Raw genomic sequence first — 17,136 nt, 5'->3', positions numbered from 1 at the left:
ATGAAGAAAAAAACACTTCTTATTATTGGTGTAATTGCTGTTGCGCTTATTGTATTATTGGTTGTAGGTAAAAAAGCCGGTTGGTTTGGGTCTTCAGCGAATGTGAAAGAAATAGAAATCACTGAAATTCAGCCAATAAATATTATTGAAACTGTGGCTGCTACAGGTAAGATTCAGCCGGAAATCGAGGTGAAGCTGTCGTCTGAAGTTTCGGGAGAGATTATTGAACTTCCTATAGTTGAAGGGCAGCTGGTAGAAAAAGGAGATCTTTTGGTACGTATTAACCCTGATATCTATCAGTCAAGTTTACAACGATCCAGAGCAACTTTACAAAATTCTCAAGCCGGGTATGCGCAAGCACAGGCCGGTTTAAAGGAGGCGAAATCTAATTTTGAGAGAAATAAAACCCTTTTTGATAAAGGTGTTATCTCTAAAGCAGAGTGGGACAAGATTGTAGCTTCTTATGAAACTTCTGAAGCTGCTAAGAACTCTGCCTATTATCAAGTGCAAAGTGCTGCTGCTACAGTGACCGAGGCGACAGATAACCTGGCAAGAACCACTATTTATGCGCCTATGAGAGGTACTATCTCTAAGCTAGATGTGGAATTAGGGGAAAGAGTTGTGGGAACCCAACAAATGGCAGGAACCGAGATCCTTCGTGTTGCTAACCTGGCAAATATGGAAGTGGAAGTTGATGTGAACGAAAATGATATCGTTAAAGTAAGTGTTGGCGATTCTACCAATGTAGAGGTTGATGCCTACCTGAAACGAGAATTTAAGGGAGTGGTTACAGAGATATCAAATTCAGCTATTGAAGGTCTTACTGCCGATCAGGTAACTAACTTCAAGGTGAAAGTTAGAATCTTAGAATCTTCTTATGCTGATTTGTTGGAAGGAAAGCCTGAGAATTATTCTCCGTTTAGACCGGGAATGACTGCAACGGTAGATATAATTACCAGAAAGAAAATGAATGTAGTAGGGGTGCCAATAAGCGCTATTGTTATAAAAAATGATACTAGTTCGAATGGCTCTAAACAGGTAACTGTAAGTGCCGATCAAAAATTTGAAACGGTCTTTGTTAAGGACGGAAATCGTGCTAAATTGCGCGTTGTTACAACCGGGGTACAGGACGATAGGAATATCGAAATCTTAACAGGGTTGAAAGAAGGAGAGACGGTTATAACTGGACCTTATAATACGGTAACTAAGAGCTTGAAAAATGGTGATGAGGTTAGTCTTATGAAAGAAGAAAAGACCTCTGAATAACTAAAACAATCAATTTTGCCTAAAATACTTTGTATAGAAACAGCCTCTACTAATTGTTCGGTAGCGGTAAGTGTAGATGGGAAGGTCCTTTCAGTAAAGGAGGATTATAACCTTAATTATTCGCATGCAGAAAGGTTACATTTGTTTATAGAGGAAGTGCTAGTTGATAATAATATTAAATTAGAAGATTTGGACGCTATTGCAGTTAGCAAAGGTCCTGGATCTTATACAGGATTGCGAATTGGCGTATCGGCAGCAAAAGGATTATGCTTTTCCCATGATATTCCATTAATATCAGTTCCTACGCTAACGGCGCTGGGATATCAAGTAGATGTAAAGGCAATGGTAATTCCTATGCTGGATGCCAGAAGAATGGAAGTGTATGCGGGAGTATTTGATGCCGAGAGAAATCAGGTGCAGGAAACAGCAGCAATCATTCTTCAAGAGGATTCATTTAAAGAATTTCTAGATCAAGAACCTGTATATTTTATAGGAAGCGGGGTTGAGAAGTTTAGTGAAATTTGCACGCATCCTCACGCATACTTCGTAAAAGATAAATTGCCGTCGGCTCGGGAAATGGGGCCGCTAGCAACAAAAAAGTTCAAAATAAGTGACTTTGAAGATGTCGCTTATTTTGAACCTTTTTATTTAAAAGATTTTATTGCCGGGTAATTACTTTCCGGTCTCTATCTTTTCCTTTTCTGAATGATTATAGAAGTGAACATCTCGTTGAGGGAATGGAATTCCAATTCCTGCAGCTTCTAATCTGGTTTTAGCCTCTTCAATAGTATACCAATGGCATCCCCAGAAATCATCGTTGTAAGCCCAGAATCTGGCCGAAAGGTTAACTGCGCTATCTGCCAATTCGGTTACTACTACCTGTGGTGCCGGGTCTTCAAAAATACCTTCCTGTTCTTCCATCAACTTCATTAAAATATCTTTGGCAAGTTTGATATCACTATCGTAAGATATACCAATGGTAATGGCATCTTTACGTTTACCTTCTACAGTATAATTTATAATGTTGTCGTTAGTTAATTGGCCATTCGGGATAACGGCTAACTGATTTCCGAAGGTGGTCAATTTTGTATAGAATAAAGAAGTTTCTTTCACCGTTCCAGAAACTCCTTGTGCCTCAATGAAATCTCCTACTTTAAATGGTTTTAGCACTATTATGAGCACACCTCCCGCGAAGTTTGAGAGAGACCCCTGTAAGGCAAGTCCAATTGCTAAACCTGCAGCACCAATAATGGCGACAAGTGAAGTTGTCTCTACTCCCAGTTTGGTGATTACCAATATAAATAGGATGATTTTTAAAGTCCAATTGGTAAGGCTAAGTACAAATTTTTCTAAAGTGACATCATAATCTTTCTTTTCGAAGAATTTCTGAATGTACTTCAATAAGATCCTAATAATCCATAATCCGAAAATCAGTAGGAAAATGGCGTAAAGCAAACTTGGTAAGAAGTCTATAAATTTATCTGAATACTCTTTTGCGTATTCTTCCCAATTGTTTAAATATTCCATGTATCTATATTCTTTTTTGCAAATTGAATGATTTTGTTAAAAAATAAAGAATATTCGATGTTTAAGTTTTGTTAAATGCTTGAATAATACCAAGTAAATCGGGGATTGTGGTCACCGGAAGCTGGCAACTTCCATTTATACAGGCGTAGATAAGAGTTTTGCCTTGTATATAGCGATTTTTAGTAAGAGGCCTGTTGTCTTCTTTTACCGCGCCGTCAATTAAAATATTAGGCAGATATAATTTATTTAATTCCTGGATAATTTGAAATGCGTTTTCCCCCACAACAACTATTTCAAAATAAGGATGGGTGAAATTCATTTTCAATTCCATCCAGTTTGAATATCCCTGAGGGTACGATGCTATTTGTCCATCTATTTTTTTTAACATACCGTATGCCATATCCAAATAGCGAGATTCCTCAAAGTATTTAGATAGCTTGAATAGGTTCTTACCCATCACCGAATTAGAAGAAGGAATCACATTATCGTTATATTCCATATTTCGGGTGATTAGGGGGGCATCTTCATTTGAAGTAAAATAGAAGAGCATTTGCTCTGGATCATAAAAATGATGAATGGAATATTCAATTAACGAATGGGAAAGTTCCAACCATTTTTTATCTAAACTTACCTCGTATAAATTGAGGAAGGCTTCTATAACTAAGGCATAATCTTCTAAATAACCATTAATTTTACTGCTATTACCTTTATATGAATGATGCAGACTTCCATTTTTCTGGATCAAATTATCGGCAATAAAATGCGCATTTTTGATGGCTGTTTTTAAATGTTTTTCCTGGCTTAACTTCTTATAAGCATTAACATATCCATTTAACATGAGGGCATTCCAAGAGGTGATTTGTTTATCGTCTAATCGGGGCTTATCTCGTACTTCTCTTTTTTCATTAAGGATTTTGAGCCAGTTCTTCTTTTTTTGTTGAAGTGTTTCTAAAGGCATATCAAATTGTAGTGCAACTTCCTCATCTGTCTTCGTCCTGATAAGAACGTATTTATCGTGTTCCCATTTCCCAAAGGGATTGATGTTATAATATGATGAGAATACGTTGAAATCTTCCTTAAGGTGACCTTTCAATTCTCCAATGCTCCAAACGTAGAAAGCGCCTTCTTCCAATTGATGATCTTTATTCAAACTGTCGGCATCAAGTGAGGCATAAAAGGCTCCGGTAGTTTTATTTGTAAGCTTATTCTCTATGAAATTCAAACTTTGAAGGATAAGTTCTTTAAACCACGAATTATTTGTTGAGGCGTACGCATTGCTATAAAGGCTCATTAACTGCCCGTTATCATATAGCATTTTTTCAAAATGGGGCACATGCCATATGTCGTCTACAGCATATCTCGAAAATCCGCCTTCCACATGATCGTAAATTCCGCCAAACGAAATCTTTGTCAGGCTATGTTGCACATAGTCAAAGAGGTCAGTGTCATTTTTCTGAGTAGCATACCTTAAAAGAAATTCAAAATTAGACGGGATCACAAATTTTGGAGCTCTTCTGTCTCCTCCGTATTCCAAATCAAAACGGGTTTTCCATTTTTTAAGAATAGGCTTAAAATCATTTTTTGAAAAATCCTGTTCACTTTCATTTTCTGGAATTAACTGCATTTGCTTTAAACCCGCTTCCAGTTTATTGGCGTATTCATATAAAGTATCAGGGTCGGTTTTATAGAGATTCGCAACCTGATTCAGGGATTTTATCCATTGGTCTTTTTTAAAGTAGGTTCCGCCCCAGACAGGTCGTCCGTCGGGTAATGCAATAACATTCATAGGCCAACCGCCACTTCCAGTCATTATTTGCACCGCATTCATATAAGCCTGATCTACATCGGGGCGTTCTTCTCTGTCTACTTTAATGTTTATGAAATGCGTATTCATCACTTCTGCCACCTCTTCGTTTTCAAAACTTTCATGTTCCATAACATGGCACCAATGGCAAGCCGCGTATCCAATACTTATCACTATAAGCTTTCCACTTTTTTTTGCTTCATTTAGGCTTTCGTCATTCCATGCATACCATTGCACGGGGTTATTAGCATGCTGAAGAAGATACGGACTGGTTTCGTGTATGAGTTTATTGACTGGGGTTTCCATTATACGTTTTTTAGTAGGGCTATAATAGGATTAATAAAAATAAAACGGCTGAATTATTTGTTGATAAACGAATAATTCAGCCGGATCAAATGAGGTGGAAGTTAGTCGACTACAAAAGAAATCTTTACATTCACACGGTATTCTGTGACATTTTCACCGGTTACCAAGGCCGATTGTTCATTGACATATACCGATTTGATGTTTTTTACAGATCTTGCAGCATGTTTTACGGCATTTTGAGTAGCTTCCTCCCAGCTTTTGCTGGAATTAGCCATTACTTCAATAACTTTAATTACAGACATAATTTTTTAGGTTTGTTAGTTAATATGCATTTAATCATCTTAAATTACGAAAAATATATTCCAAGAATAATAAACAGATGTTAAATCAAAAGTTCTTAAAGTTTTGATAACCTTACGAATGAACTTTTTAGAGAAAAATAACTCACTTTTGCAAGTCAGATTTTATCCCGTATGGAAGATGTTTATACGTTAATGCTTGTTGCATTATTCGCTTTGGCTATAACCGATTTGGTAGTAGGAGTTAGTAATGATGCAGTAAATTTCTTGAATTCAGCAATTGGTTCTAAGGCAGTGCCGGTTAGAACAATTTTAATAGTTGCCAGTTTAGGTGTAGCAGTAGGTGCAATTTTTTCAAGTGGTTTAATGGAAGTTGCGCGGGAAGGAATATTTGTTCCTGGAAAATTCTATTTTGAAGAGATCATGATTATTTTCATGGCGGTGATGATAGCCGATATTCTCTTGTTAGATTTCTTTAACTCTATAGGCCTGCCCACATCTACCACCGTCTCTATTGTTTTCGAGCTTTTAGGTGCAGCCGTGTGCATGTCTCTACTTAAGATCTATCATGGTTCCGGAGATTATGGTACTATTTTTCAATATATCAACACGTCCAAAGCCACAGAAATTATTATTGGTATCCTGCTTTCGGTGGTAATAGCATTTACTTTAGGAGCGATAATTCAATATTTTTCCAGGCTTATCTTCACTTTTAAGTATGAAAAGAAATTAAAATATGTAGGAGCTATTTTTGGAGGGATCTCCCTAACCGCTATCTTATATTTTATTCTTTTGAAAGGCTTGAAAAGTATCTCGATAATTCCGGAAGGATTTTCAGACTATGTATCTAATAATTCTTTCCTGATCGTTATAATAAGCCTTGTGGTGTTTGCGGCATTATCACAGTTGCTTATAAGTTTCTTTAAAGTGAACATCCTAAAAATTATTATTGTAATTGGAACTTTTGCTCTGGCACTGGCCTTTGCAGGGAACGACCTGGTGAATTTTATAGGGGTTCCTATTGCCGCATGGCAGTCTTTTGAAATTTGGCAGACAGCACATCAGGCTACGGGGGTTCTTCCCTCAGAATTACTGATGGTAGGTTTAGGCCAGGAAGTTAAAACACCAGTTTTTCTGCTTATTATAGCAGGATTGATAATGGTGATTACTTTATGGTTTTCCAGTAAGGCTATGAAGGTTACCGATACTGAGATCAACTTAGGAAGACAAAGAGGAGGGGACGAGCGATTTGAACCAAATTTCATCTCGCGAAGTCTTGTAAGATATTCAATAGTTGTAAGCGGTATATTCGACTCTATTATACCAAATTCTCTTGCTAGAAAAATAGATAGGAAATTTGAAAAGCAGGAAATAACCGTAGAAAGTAAGAGATTGGATGCCCCCTCATTTGATATGGTGCGAGCATCGGTTAATCTAGTGGTTGCCAGTATTCTTATATCTATCGCAACAAACCTTAAATTACCATTATCTACTACGTATGTAACCTTTATGGTGGCTATGGGAACATCTCTGGCCGATAGGGCGTGGGATAGAGATAGTGCGGTTTATAGGGTTGCAGGGGTGCTTAATGTAGTAGGAGGATGGTTTGTTACTGCTTTGGTGGCATTTTTCGCAGCTGCCTTGTTTGCTGTTATTATTTATTACGGTGGAATAATAGCGGTAGGAGCATTGGTTCTTCTGGCTGTAATATTAATTGTAAGAAGCGCCATCGTACATTCCAGAAAAATAAAGGAGGAGAAGAAGCAGAAACGTTATAATAGAAGCGATATCATTACCATTAATGAGATCACGGTTGAAACTTCCCAGAATATCTCCAACGTAATAAGCGGTATAAATAAGATGTTTACGAAGACAGTAGATAATCTTGGATATCACGATCTAAATAAACTTAAGAAGAACAGCAAAGCAATAGATAAACTGGAGGCCGATATCGATGAATTAAAAGGAAATATCTTCTATTTTATTAAATCTTTGGATGATGATTCTGTAGAAGCCAGTAAATTCTATATTTTAATTCTAGATCATTTACAGGATATGGTACAGTCTATAGCCTTTATTACACGAAACAGTTACAATCACGTCCATAATAATCATAAAAATCTAAAATTCAATCAGATCCGTGATTTAAAAGGCATCGATGATAAAATGCAAATTCTGTTCGATGAGATAAAATCAATTTTTGATACTCATAGTTTTAGTACCATAGATGGTATTATCGCTGATAAGCAGCAGCTTCAGGATCATGTTTCCGATTTGATACAAAAGCAAATAAATCGTATTAGAACCTCTGAAACTAGCCCTAAGAATACCAAGCTCTACTTTGGACTTCTTTTGGAAATAAAGGATCTTATTTCTTCTACAATGAGTTTGCTACAGTTATTTCAGGAATTTAATAAAGAAGCAAAACAAACATTTTAAAGTTCAGTACGTACCATAAAAAAAACCCGCTGTAAACAATTTGTTCACAGCGGGTTTTTTATGTAATTATACCAGGTTAATTATCCATTTACAGCTTCAACGTAATTTACTTTTCCATGAAGCATGTCACGCATCATGGTCTCTATGCCATTCTTAAGAGTGGCGGTTGAGGAAGGGCAGCCACTGCAGGCTCCTTGCAGGATAACTTTTACTGTTTTGGTTTCGGCATTATAGGAATCGAACATAATATTACCTCCATCGCTAGCAACGGCAGGTTTTATATATTCTTCTAATATATCTATAACCTGATTGGATACATCATCCAGATTTTCAGGCCTTTTTACTTCGATCCCATTTGATTGTGGAACTTGATCAGCCTTTTTCTCTTCAATGGTTTCATTTATAAGCACTTCATTTCCTTCCTGAAGATATTGTGTTATAAATTCTCGTAATTCTAATGTGATCTCTTCCCATTGAGCCACTTCATATTTATTAATTGAAATATAGTTTTCGTCAATAAAGATCTCTTTAATAAAGGGGAAGTTGAATAACTTTCTAGCTAATGGAGCATTAGCAGTTGCATCAATATTTTTAAATTCGGCAGCAGCGATCACCAATTTTTTATTGGCCACAAATTTCATTACCGAAGGATTAGGTGTGCTCTCGGCGTATACAGTTACCGGTACCTTTTTTGAAGATGTGGTTACTTCAGTTTCTTTTAGAATCTCTATTCCTTTATTAAGAGCTGCACTTAATTGCTCCGCTACTTCTTCCTGTACATCGGGCCATTCAACAATATTATATTTTTCAATGGCTATAAAATTTTGAGCAATAAAAACAGTCTTAACAAATGGGAGATAAAACAATTGTTGAGCAATAGGCGATTTTGCAGCCTCCTCGATATTTTTAAACTCAAAGCTTTCATGTCTTGTTAGAAACTGATTGGTTTCAAACTTAACTATGGCAGGATTGCTGGTTAGTTGTATGTTTACTGTAAAGGAATTCATCTTTTCTTATTTTGTGCAAAATTACTAAAACAAACTAGGCTAATCTATATATTTGTAATTGATCTTAAAGGTTTAATGATCAGTTTTTTCTATCTTTCAAATGTTTTTTGGGGCTATCGGGATTGTTTCCCTTTTTATAAAGTATATAATTTCCATGAGAGTAGGTGTTATAGGAATATTGTTATTGGGCTTATTGAATTCTTTTTCTTCTAATGCCCAAGAGGTTATCCCCACTTATAGCGATTACCTAACCGATAATTTATATTTACTCCATCCTTCAATGGCCGGAGCCGCAAACTTTAATAAAATTAGGATTACAGCTAGACAGCAGTGGTTTGACGTAGAAGATGCGCCTAGCTTACAAACCTTAAGTGTGAATGCAAGGATGGGAGAGAAGATAGGTTTGGGCGTTATAATGTTTAACGATCAAAATGGGAATTATTCGAAAAGAGGTTTGTATGGTACGTTTGCATATCATTTATTGCTTTCTAGAAGCGAATTAGATTTAAATCAGTTTTCCTTCGGAGTAAGTGCAGGCATAATTCAGCATAGTTTAGATGAAAGCGGTTTCACTGGCTTTGATCCCGTAATTAACGGTGACGATGTAACAGATTATTATGGGAATATCGATTTGGGAATGTCTTACTACTACCTTGATTTCTTTGCTCATATAACAGCAAAAAATATACTTTCGGTTAACAGAGAATTATTTTATTCAGATGCTGTACCTAGTAATCAGCGTAAGTACCTGTTTTCTACAGGTTACACTATTCATAAATTGAAAAGTTCCTACAGTTTTGAGCCTTCGGTAATGTTCCAGTTAAGAGAGCAAACAGGGGAAAAATCTATTGATGCCAATATTAAGGTTTATAAAAATATGGAGTTAGGAGATCTTTGGGGCGGATTATCTTATAGAAGAAGCTTTGAAGGCGCAGAATATACAACAGATGGAACCGAGATTAAAAATCAGAAACTTCAATATTTAACACCCTTTGTAGGTTTTGAGTATAATAAATTTTTATTTGCTTATACATATTCCTACCAAATGAATTCTTTGGTTTTAAGCAATAGTGGGTTTCATCAAATTACACTTGGCTATAACTTTGGAGAGAATAGGGAAAGGTACGAGTGTGAATGCCCGGCCATCAATTAGAAGTCGAGGTGCTCTATAAGGCAGTTCCCGGCAGTATCTAGTAATTTCCGAAGCACTTCGGGATTCGAGTTGCTAAAAAGTTTATGGCTGCCTTTGGCAGATGAGGTGTTTAGTAAGTGTAAGTCTTCCAGCACTTTCTTAGTTTGTCTGGCCACAGCTTCTCCAGAGTCTATAATTTGAACATTGTCGGGCAGTATTCTTTTGAGAACAGTTAATAAATAGGGGTAATGACTGCATCCTAATACCAGGTAATCTATTTTAGCATCGATCATAGGTTGCAGCAACTTTATTAATAAATACTTAATTTCTTCAGAGTCCTGCTTGCCCTGTTCTATTAAAGTGACCAAACCATTTCCCACTACTTCGGTAATGGTAATCTCCCCGGAATATAGTTCAGAGGTTTTATGGAATAATTTGCTAGATAAAGTGCCTTTTGTAGCAAGTATACCTATTGATTTAGTTTTAGAATTCAGCGCTGCGGGTTTAATTGCCGGCTCTATTCCAATAAATGGAATAGTATAACTGGAGCGTAACACTTTAATTGCATTCGTTGTGGCGGTATTGCAGGCTACTACCACCATCTTACAACCCATTTCAAGCAACTTGTCTGTGTTTTTATTGCTTAGAGCTATAATCTCTTCAATGGGTTTTTCTCCATAAGGAGCATTCTTGCTATCAGCAAGATAGATACTGTTTTCATGAGGTAAAAGGCTTATTACTTCTTTCCATATGGAAGTGCCGCCAATTCCAGAATCAAAAAAACCGATGGGATCTAAGTTATTCATATATGTAAAAATAAAAACTGCGCCCTAATTAGAGCGCAGTTTTTTAAATATTATTTTAAGGAATTATTACATTCCTAGATCTTTCTTTACATCAGCCATAAGGTTAAACCCATCAGCCATGATTACACCAGATCCGTTTGAAGAATCTAATACATAATCATATCCTTTAGCTCTTGCTACTTTTTGAATAGATACACGAGCTTTTTCGTAAACCGGCTTTAAAAGATCAAGTTCTTTCTTTTGAAGATCTTGTTGAGCTTTTTGTCCGTGTTCCTGAATTCTTCTCTGAGTACTCTGTAATTCTTGAGCTCTCTTAGCGTTTTCTTCTTCTGTTTTTGTAGGAGCTTCAGATTCGTAACGTTGCATTGTTTTTTGAGCTTCAGTCATCATATCTCTAATCTCTGCGTCATATGTCTTCTGAAGTTTTTCTAATTGTGTCATAGCTTCTTTATAAGCAGGCATAGTTTCCACTAACTCCTGAGATGCAATGTGAGCGATCTTTGATTGCGCATTTGTAAAAGCAGTTGCTCCTAAAGTTAAAGCTACGGCTATAAGTAGTGTTCTGAATTGTTTCATTTTAATTGTATTTAATGTTAAAGTGTTAAACGTTTGAATTATTATTAATTAGGGTTGTTATTCTCTTCTCTTTTAAGTCTTTTAACCTCGTCGATAGAGTCTTTTTTGCGTTGTCTATCGGCAAGTATCTTTGCACGGCGTTCATCAAATGCTTGCTGTTTTGCAGCTCTAATAGAATCTCTTTCTGCCTTGCGAGCTTCAATAAATGCTTCTCTTTCATTTTGAGCAGCTTCAGCCGCCTGCTTTTTCTCACTTATTTCTTTATCCTCTTCTACACTTCGGCTTTCTTCTATCTCCATTTCTTTAATCTCTCCTCGGGAAGAAAGTTGCTCTCTTTTGGAAGCTCGTGTAATACTTCTTAAAACCTGCTCGCTAATATTATGCCTTTCTGCGGAAAAAACCATAGCTACATCTGAGGTTCTATCGAAAATGAAATCATAATTTCTTTGAACACCTATTTCCTGAATCGCATTGAAAACCTGGTCTTGTATAGGCTTTATCAATTGCTTTTTCTGAAGGATTAAATCACCATTAGGACCAAATCTTTTCTGCTGGTATTCTGATATCTTTGATTCTTCAAAAGCGATAGTTGCTTCTCTTTCTTCAATAAGCTCTTTAGTAAGAAGAGGACGTTCCTGGTCTAATTCTAATTTCATGGAAGCAACCTTTTTTAGATCACTTTCTAATTCGTTCTTCCATGACTGAACGCGTTCTTCTAATTGAGCTGAGGCTTCCTGATATTCCGGTACATTAGCTAATATATATTCCATATCTATATATGCAATTCTATTAGGTTTCTGGGCTTGAACTGATAATCCAAGACCTATAAAAAATACCAGTAAAAAAGGAAGTCGGCGTTTCATATGTTTGCTATTAGAAATAATCGTGCCAAATCTAAAATTGCTGTCCGATTATAAAGTGAGTTTCCCAGCCGTTAGGTGTAGATTGTCCTGGAACTGGATCGAAACCATATCCAAAATCAATTCCTAATAATCCAAACTGCGGCATGTAAATACGGATACCCGCACCTGCTGATCGGTTTAATTGGAATGGGTTGAAATCTCTGAAGTTATCGTAAGATGCTCCTGCTTCTAAGAACGTCAGGGCATAAATAGATGCCATTGGTTTAAGTGTGATTGGATATCTAAGTTCTAAAGAGTATTTATTATAAATAACTGCTCCATCTTCGTTAGAAGCCTGACTTAAACCACTTCTGTCCAGCGGTACAATTGATTGATTAGGATAACCTCTTAAGGCGATGCTTTCACGACCATCTAGGCTGTAAGATCCTAGTCCATCTCCACCCACATAAAAACGCTCGAAAGGAGGGATTCCTCTGTCGCTATTATAAGCTCCAAGGAAACCGTATTCCATGTGAGTTTTCAAAACTAAAGGACTTTTTGGACCAAAGTTGAAAAGTGTATTATACCAAGAAGCATCAAATTTCACTTTGTAAAATTCTAACCACTTAAACTTTTCCTGATCTATTTTAGATTGATCCCCAACTGGTTCGTCGCCTGTTCTTAATCTGGTACCATCACGATTTATAAGGTTTCCACTATCATCTTTTAATTGAAATTCATTTTGATTCTCAAGATCATTATAATCCACTCCATTCCACAGGGAATAAGGAGGGGTGAATTTAGCGATCACATTGAATTCTGATCCTCCAGTAGGGAAAATAGGATTAATTCTTAAACTGTTTCTGCTTAAGCCAATGGTGTAAGTTAAATTATTAGAAAATCCATTTCCAAATGTAAATAATCCGGTGGTGTAATTGTTTAAATCATAACGTTGGAATCCAACTGCTTGTGATAAGGTGAAAAAGTCATCAGGCCAGTTCAACCTTTTTGCTAGACCTACATTTACTCCTAATATATCAAAGCTCTTAGATTTATCAGGTCTTCTGGATTGGTAATCGTATAAAAATTGTCTGGTGTACGAGAAGGAAGTAGATAGACTAACTGGTTTAACGCCTCCTAACCATGGCTCTACGAACGATAAGCTATAGGTTTGGTAATAGGTACTTGCCTGAGCTCTTAAAGAAAGCTTTTGTCCGTCACCCATAGGTAAGGGTTTGTATGCATCCTTATCAAAGATCCCTGCCAATGAGAAATTGTTGAAAGATAGTCCCAAGGTTCCAATAAAACCTCCACCACCGTAACCTCCTTGCAGCTCTATTTGACTAGCCCCGGCTTCAGCAACACTATATTCCATATCTAGTGTTCCGGCATCAGGGTTTACGTTTTTAAAATTTGGAGAGATTTGCTCAGCATCAAAAAATCCTAATTGCCCTAATTCTCTAATGGTTCTAATAACGTTGGTCTGACTGTACTTCTGCCCTGGTTTGGTTCTTAGTTCTCGGTAGATAACATGATCTTTTGTCTTGTCGTTGCCCACAACACTAATAGTATTGAAATAAGCCTCTTTTCCCTCAATAATTCTTATTTCAAAATCAATAGTGTCATTATAAACTTTGGTTTCAACCGTATTAACCTGAGCAAATAAATATCCGTTATTTTTATATAGGTTAGAAAGGTCTTGTGCATCGGGATCTGAAGCATCGGCAATTCTTTTTTCGAGTAAAACTCCATTATATACAGCGCCTTTATTAATTCCTACAACTCTTTTAAGTTGTTCATCGCTATAAACAGTATTTCCTATAAAATCTATATTTCCTATATAATGCTTTCTTCCTTCTTCAACATTTATGCGAAGTGCAATTTCATTGTTTTCTTTTTTGATCAAAGTGTCCGAAATAATACGGGCATCTCTAAATCCTTTTTCTTTGTATTTGTCGATAAGTTTTACCTTGTCCTCGTCATATTCAGCAGCTATATATTTGGAACGTTTCCAGAATCTAAAGAAGTTCTTTTCCTTAGTGCTGCTCATAGCTTTTTTAAGCTTTGAGTCGCTAAATTGTTCATTGCCTACAAAATCGATCTCCTCGATTTTAACCTTTTCACCACGATCGATATTTACCACCATATTCACTTTATTGGTGTTGGCAGTATCTACCACAGCGGTAGTGTTAATGGCTACTTTGGTGTTAAAATATCCATCTTTTCTATATTTGTTTTGAATATAGTTTTTAGTAGTGGTAATAAGGTTTTCGGTAACTTTAGTACCGGGAGTCAGGTTGTTTTCCTTGATAAGTTCTTCCTGAGCGCTTTTTTTCTTGATACCCTGAATACGAATCTCTGCGAGTTGCGGTACTTCTTGGATTTCAAGTTCTAGGTCGGCAACATTTCCATCAATATTAGTGATGTAAAAATTGATATCACTAAACAGGCCTAGATCCCATAATTTCTTAAGTACTTTACTAATGCGGTCACCCGGGATAAAAACTTCTTCTCCGGTTTTTAACCCGGTATATGCAATTACAGTTTGCTCATTATAGCTAACCGTACCTGTAACTTCTATTTTTCCGATAGTATATTTTTGCCCATTACCAATGGGTAAATCTTGCGCCTGAAATGCTGCGCTATACAATAAACAACATGCCAAAAGCGTGAAACACTTTAACGACAATCCTGCACTAACTAATTTGTTCACTGGTTTTTCCAAATCTTCTTTCTCTGGTTTGATAATTATAAATGGCTTCAAATAGATTTTCTTTTCGGAAATCCGGCCATAAAATATTGGTAAAATATAATTCCGAATAGGCTATTTGCCAAAGCAAAAAATTGCTTATCCGCTGTTCGCCACTAGTTCGGATAAGCAAATCTACATCGGGTAAATTTTGGGTGTAAAGATGCTGATTTATAATTGATTCATCAACCGCATCAACACTTATTTCGTTATTTTTTACTTTTTCGCTAATATTCTTAACGGCTTGCACAATTTCTTCTCGAGAGCCGTAACTAAGCGCTAATGTGAGGGTCATTCTGGAATTGGTCTCTGTTTTCTTGATAACCTCAGCAAGTTCTTTCTGTGCTTTTTTAGGCAGGTTATGTATGTTGCCTATTGCATTTAACTTAATGTTATTTTCTGAAAGAGTTTTGATTTCCTTTTTTAGAGAAGAGACCAATAAACGCATAAGAGTGTCTACCTCCAGCTTCGGGCGATTCCAGTTTTCTGTAGAAAACGCATATAAAGTGAGGTTTTCAACTCCTAATTCTGCACTGGCTTCAACTACGTCGCGTACCGCCTTTGTGCCCTCTTCATGTCCAAATGCTCTCAATAGGCCTTTTTGTTTCGCCCACCTGCCATTTCCATCCATAATAATGGCAATATGTTTGGGAAGTGCTTTGAGGTTAATTTTTTCTTTGAACATTTTATTATAAATTACAGTAGCAAGGTTTTTTTCCAAAAGTAAACGTAAGACTAATCCCGGAAAAAACATACCAATCTTTGGTATTTGTACTTCCAAATTCTCTTGGTGGATCTCTTCTCCCAAGAACTTCTTCAGGATTGCTTCCATCTAAATTATCGGTGAAAGTATATCTTGCACCAACTTCAAAACCAGCAATAATATTTTTGGTAAGTGTTTGCTTATAGCCCATTACCATAGGTATGGAGAACTCCCAGTTATCACCCTGTGCCTCTAGTTGTCCAACATTGGGGAGGCCCGAGCTTAATAGCTGATGTTTAGAGTTGAAATAGGTGATTCCTGTATATAGATAAGGAGTGCTTTGAGGAGTAGCATCATGAAGATCGAAAGACCAAAAATTGAACTCTATACCTAACGAGGCTTCGGCTACATGATTGGTAAAACTGTAACCTCGTTGTTGTCTTCTTGTTTCGTTAGATTTGGCGTCATCTGCAGTGATTTCTCCATATAATAAAGAAAGTCGTAAGCTGTGTCGCTCGCTTCTATTCCATTTTACAATCCCTCCTGCTACCAGTCCGTTTGGGTTGATAAAAGCTGTACTACCAACATCTCCAATATAATTTGCACCCCCAATAAATGGGCCTACTTCAAATGTTTGGCCATAGGTGGTGGAAAAGCAAACAAACATAAAAATTAGTAAAAAATGGTGCTTCATAAGATTCTAAAAGTTTGCGAATATAACAATAATGTTTGCCTTTCAATAATTTGAGAGGTTTTGTGTATGATTATTAACTGGTTTTATGAAGATATATTGTTTAATTTCTGCGGTCTTCTCCCCATAATAGCTTTTTTCTTAGGGTTTGTAAAAAGCTGTCTTCCTGAAGTTCTACCATGCTAATTTTAAAAGGTGCAATTTTAATCGTTATTTCCGTAGTGTTGTGTAAAGATGCAATTCTAGAATCCATAGACGCTAAAAAGAAATCTTCCCTTCCCGAGACCTTTAAGGTTATTTTAGTGTCGTCTTTAATAACTAAAGGTCTTGCGTTTAAATTGTGAGGTGCAATAGGGGTAATAACCATGGCGTTGGTATTAGGTACTATAACAGGGCCGCCACAACTTAATGAATAACCTGTAGAACCGGTGGGGGTAGAGACAATTAAACCGTCTGCCCAATAGGATGTTAAGTATTTATCATCCAGCCATGTTTCCACGGTGATCATGGAAGTGGTGTTTTTTCGGCTCACTGCAATTTCATTAAGGGCAAAATTATTTTCGCCTATATCTGTATTTTCAGGACTTGTTTCGATACAAAGAACTGTTCTTTCTGAAATAGAATATTTCTTCAAAAGAATATCAGAAATACTTTTTCTTATCTCATCTTTCTGGATGGTAGCTAAAAACCCCAGTCTTCCAGTATTGATCCCTAGAATTGGAATGTTTAGATCTCTAATATAACTAATAGATTTTAGTATTGTTCCATCACCTCCAATACTGAAAAAAAGATCGTAGCTGCTATCTAATTCTTTAAAAGTATGAAGATAGTCGTATTCCCGAACCACCGTTTCGTTGTGCTGAATGAGTTCCAGGAATTTCTTCTCTATAACTACTTCTATATTCTCCTTGTGTAAAATCTGCAATAATTCTTCGATGCATTTGCCCGAATCCTTATGATAAAATTGACCGTAAATGCCTACTTTCATT

The 17,136-nt window shown here is 36.5% G+C and carries 15 protein-coding genes; 4 read left to right on the top strand and 11 right to left on the bottom strand.

Features of this window, described 5'->3' with window-relative positions:
- Both L1I30_RS00630 and tsaB read left to right on the top strand, forming a co-directional pair.
- Positions 1-1,266, top strand: a complete 1,266-nt coding sequence (locus tag L1I30_RS00630) for an efflux RND transporter periplasmic adaptor subunit (RefSeq protein ID WP_236132314.1) — start codon at positions 1-3, stop codon at positions 1,264-1,266.
- A gap of 15 nt (positions 1,267-1,281) precedes the next feature.
- On the top strand, positions 1,282-1,938 hold the full coding sequence (gene tsaB, locus L1I30_RS00625) for a tRNA (adenosine(37)-N6)-threonylcarbamoyltransferase complex dimerization subunit type 1 TsaB (protein ID WP_236132313.1): 657 nt from the start codon (positions 1,282-1,284) through the stop codon (positions 1,936-1,938).
- Here the strand turns inward: tsaB and L1I30_RS00620 are convergent, their stop codons facing one another.
- The 3 genes from L1I30_RS00620 to L1I30_RS00610 all read right to left on the bottom strand — a co-directional run bounded on the left by L1I30_RS00620 (position 1,939) and on the right by L1I30_RS00610 (position 5,205).
- Positions 1,939-2,793, bottom strand: coding sequence for a mechanosensitive ion channel family protein (locus L1I30_RS00620; protein WP_236132312.1), 855 nt, complete (start codon positions 2,791-2,793; stop codon positions 1,939-1,941).
- Positions 2,794-2,854: 61 nt separating this feature from the next.
- Positions 2,855-4,903: a thioredoxin domain-containing protein gene (locus L1I30_RS00615; protein ID WP_236132311.1), complete on the bottom strand. Its 2,049-nt coding sequence runs from the start codon at positions 4,901-4,903 to the stop codon at positions 2,855-2,857.
- A gap of 101 nt (positions 4,904-5,004) precedes the next feature.
- Positions 5,005-5,205, bottom strand: coding sequence for a dodecin family protein (locus L1I30_RS00610; RefSeq protein WP_236132310.1), 201 nt, complete (start codon positions 5,203-5,205; stop codon positions 5,005-5,007).
- A gap of 171 nt (positions 5,206-5,376) precedes the next feature.
- On the opposite strand from L1I30_RS00610, the gene L1I30_RS00605 reads away from it, so the two are divergent.
- A complete protein-coding gene (locus L1I30_RS00605; RefSeq protein WP_236132309.1) occupies positions 5,377-7,641 on the top strand; it encodes an inorganic phosphate transporter in 2,265 nt (754 codons plus the stop codon).
- A gap of 80 nt (positions 7,642-7,721) precedes the next feature.
- On the opposite strand, the gene L1I30_RS00600 is transcribed toward L1I30_RS00605, so the two are convergent.
- On the bottom strand, positions 7,722-8,648 hold the full coding sequence (locus L1I30_RS00600; RefSeq protein WP_236132308.1) for a NifU family protein: 927 nt from the start codon (positions 8,646-8,648) through the stop codon (positions 7,722-7,724).
- Positions 8,649-8,802: 154 nt separating this feature from the next.
- Between L1I30_RS00600 and L1I30_RS00595 the strand changes: the two genes are divergently transcribed.
- Positions 8,803-9,801, top strand: a complete 999-nt coding sequence (locus tag L1I30_RS00595) for a PorP/SprF family type IX secretion system membrane protein (RefSeq protein ID WP_236132307.1) — start codon at positions 8,803-8,805, stop codon at positions 9,799-9,801.
- Here the strand turns inward: L1I30_RS00595 and murI are convergent.
- The 7 genes from murI to L1I30_RS00560 all read right to left on the bottom strand — a co-directional run bounded on the left by murI (position 9,798) and on the right by L1I30_RS00560 (position 17,135).
- Positions 9,798-10,586: a glutamate racemase gene (gene murI / locus L1I30_RS00590; protein ID WP_236132306.1), complete on the bottom strand. Its 789-nt coding sequence runs from the start codon at positions 10,584-10,586 to the stop codon at positions 9,798-9,800. The genes L1I30_RS00595 and murI overlap by 4 nt on opposite strands.
- A gap of 66 nt (positions 10,587-10,652) precedes the next feature.
- Positions 10,653-11,162 (bottom strand): OmpH/Skp family outer membrane protein, encoded by a 510-nt coding sequence (locus L1I30_RS00585; protein ID WP_236132305.1) that lies wholly within the window; start codon positions 11,160-11,162, stop codon positions 10,653-10,655.
- Positions 11,163-11,206: 44 nt separating this feature from the next.
- A complete protein-coding gene (locus L1I30_RS00580; RefSeq protein WP_236132304.1) occupies positions 11,207-12,025 on the bottom strand; it encodes an OmpH/Skp family outer membrane protein in 819 nt (272 codons plus the stop codon).
- 31 nt (positions 12,026-12,056) lie between these two features.
- A complete protein-coding gene (gene bamA / locus L1I30_RS00575; RefSeq protein ID WP_236132303.1) occupies positions 12,057-14,768 on the bottom strand; it encodes an outer membrane protein assembly factor BamA in 2,712 nt (903 codons plus the stop codon).
- Positions 14,701-15,438 (bottom strand): undecaprenyl pyrophosphate synthase, encoded by a 738-nt coding sequence (uppS, locus tag L1I30_RS00570; protein ID WP_236132302.1) that lies wholly within the window; start codon positions 15,436-15,438, stop codon positions 14,701-14,703. The genes bamA and uppS overlap by 68 nt, the downstream gene beginning before the upstream one ends.
- 4 nt (positions 15,439-15,442) lie before the next feature.
- Positions 15,443-16,150, bottom strand: a complete 708-nt coding sequence (gene porG / locus L1I30_RS00565; protein WP_236132301.1) for a type IX secretion system protein PorG — start codon at positions 16,148-16,150, stop codon at positions 15,443-15,445.
- 100 nt (positions 16,151-16,250) lie between these two features.
- Positions 16,251-17,135 (bottom strand): NAD kinase, encoded by an 885-nt coding sequence (locus L1I30_RS00560; protein WP_236132300.1) that lies wholly within the window; start codon positions 17,133-17,135, stop codon positions 16,251-16,253.
- Between the last annotated feature and the right edge of the window lies 1 nt (position 17,136).

This window comes from Gillisia lutea, from assembly GCF_021568705.1.
GTDB classification, from domain to species: Bacteria; Bacteroidota; Bacteroidia; order Flavobacteriales; family Flavobacteriaceae; genus Gillisia; species Gillisia lutea.
This window is presented reverse-complemented; position numbering and strand designations above follow the sequence as displayed.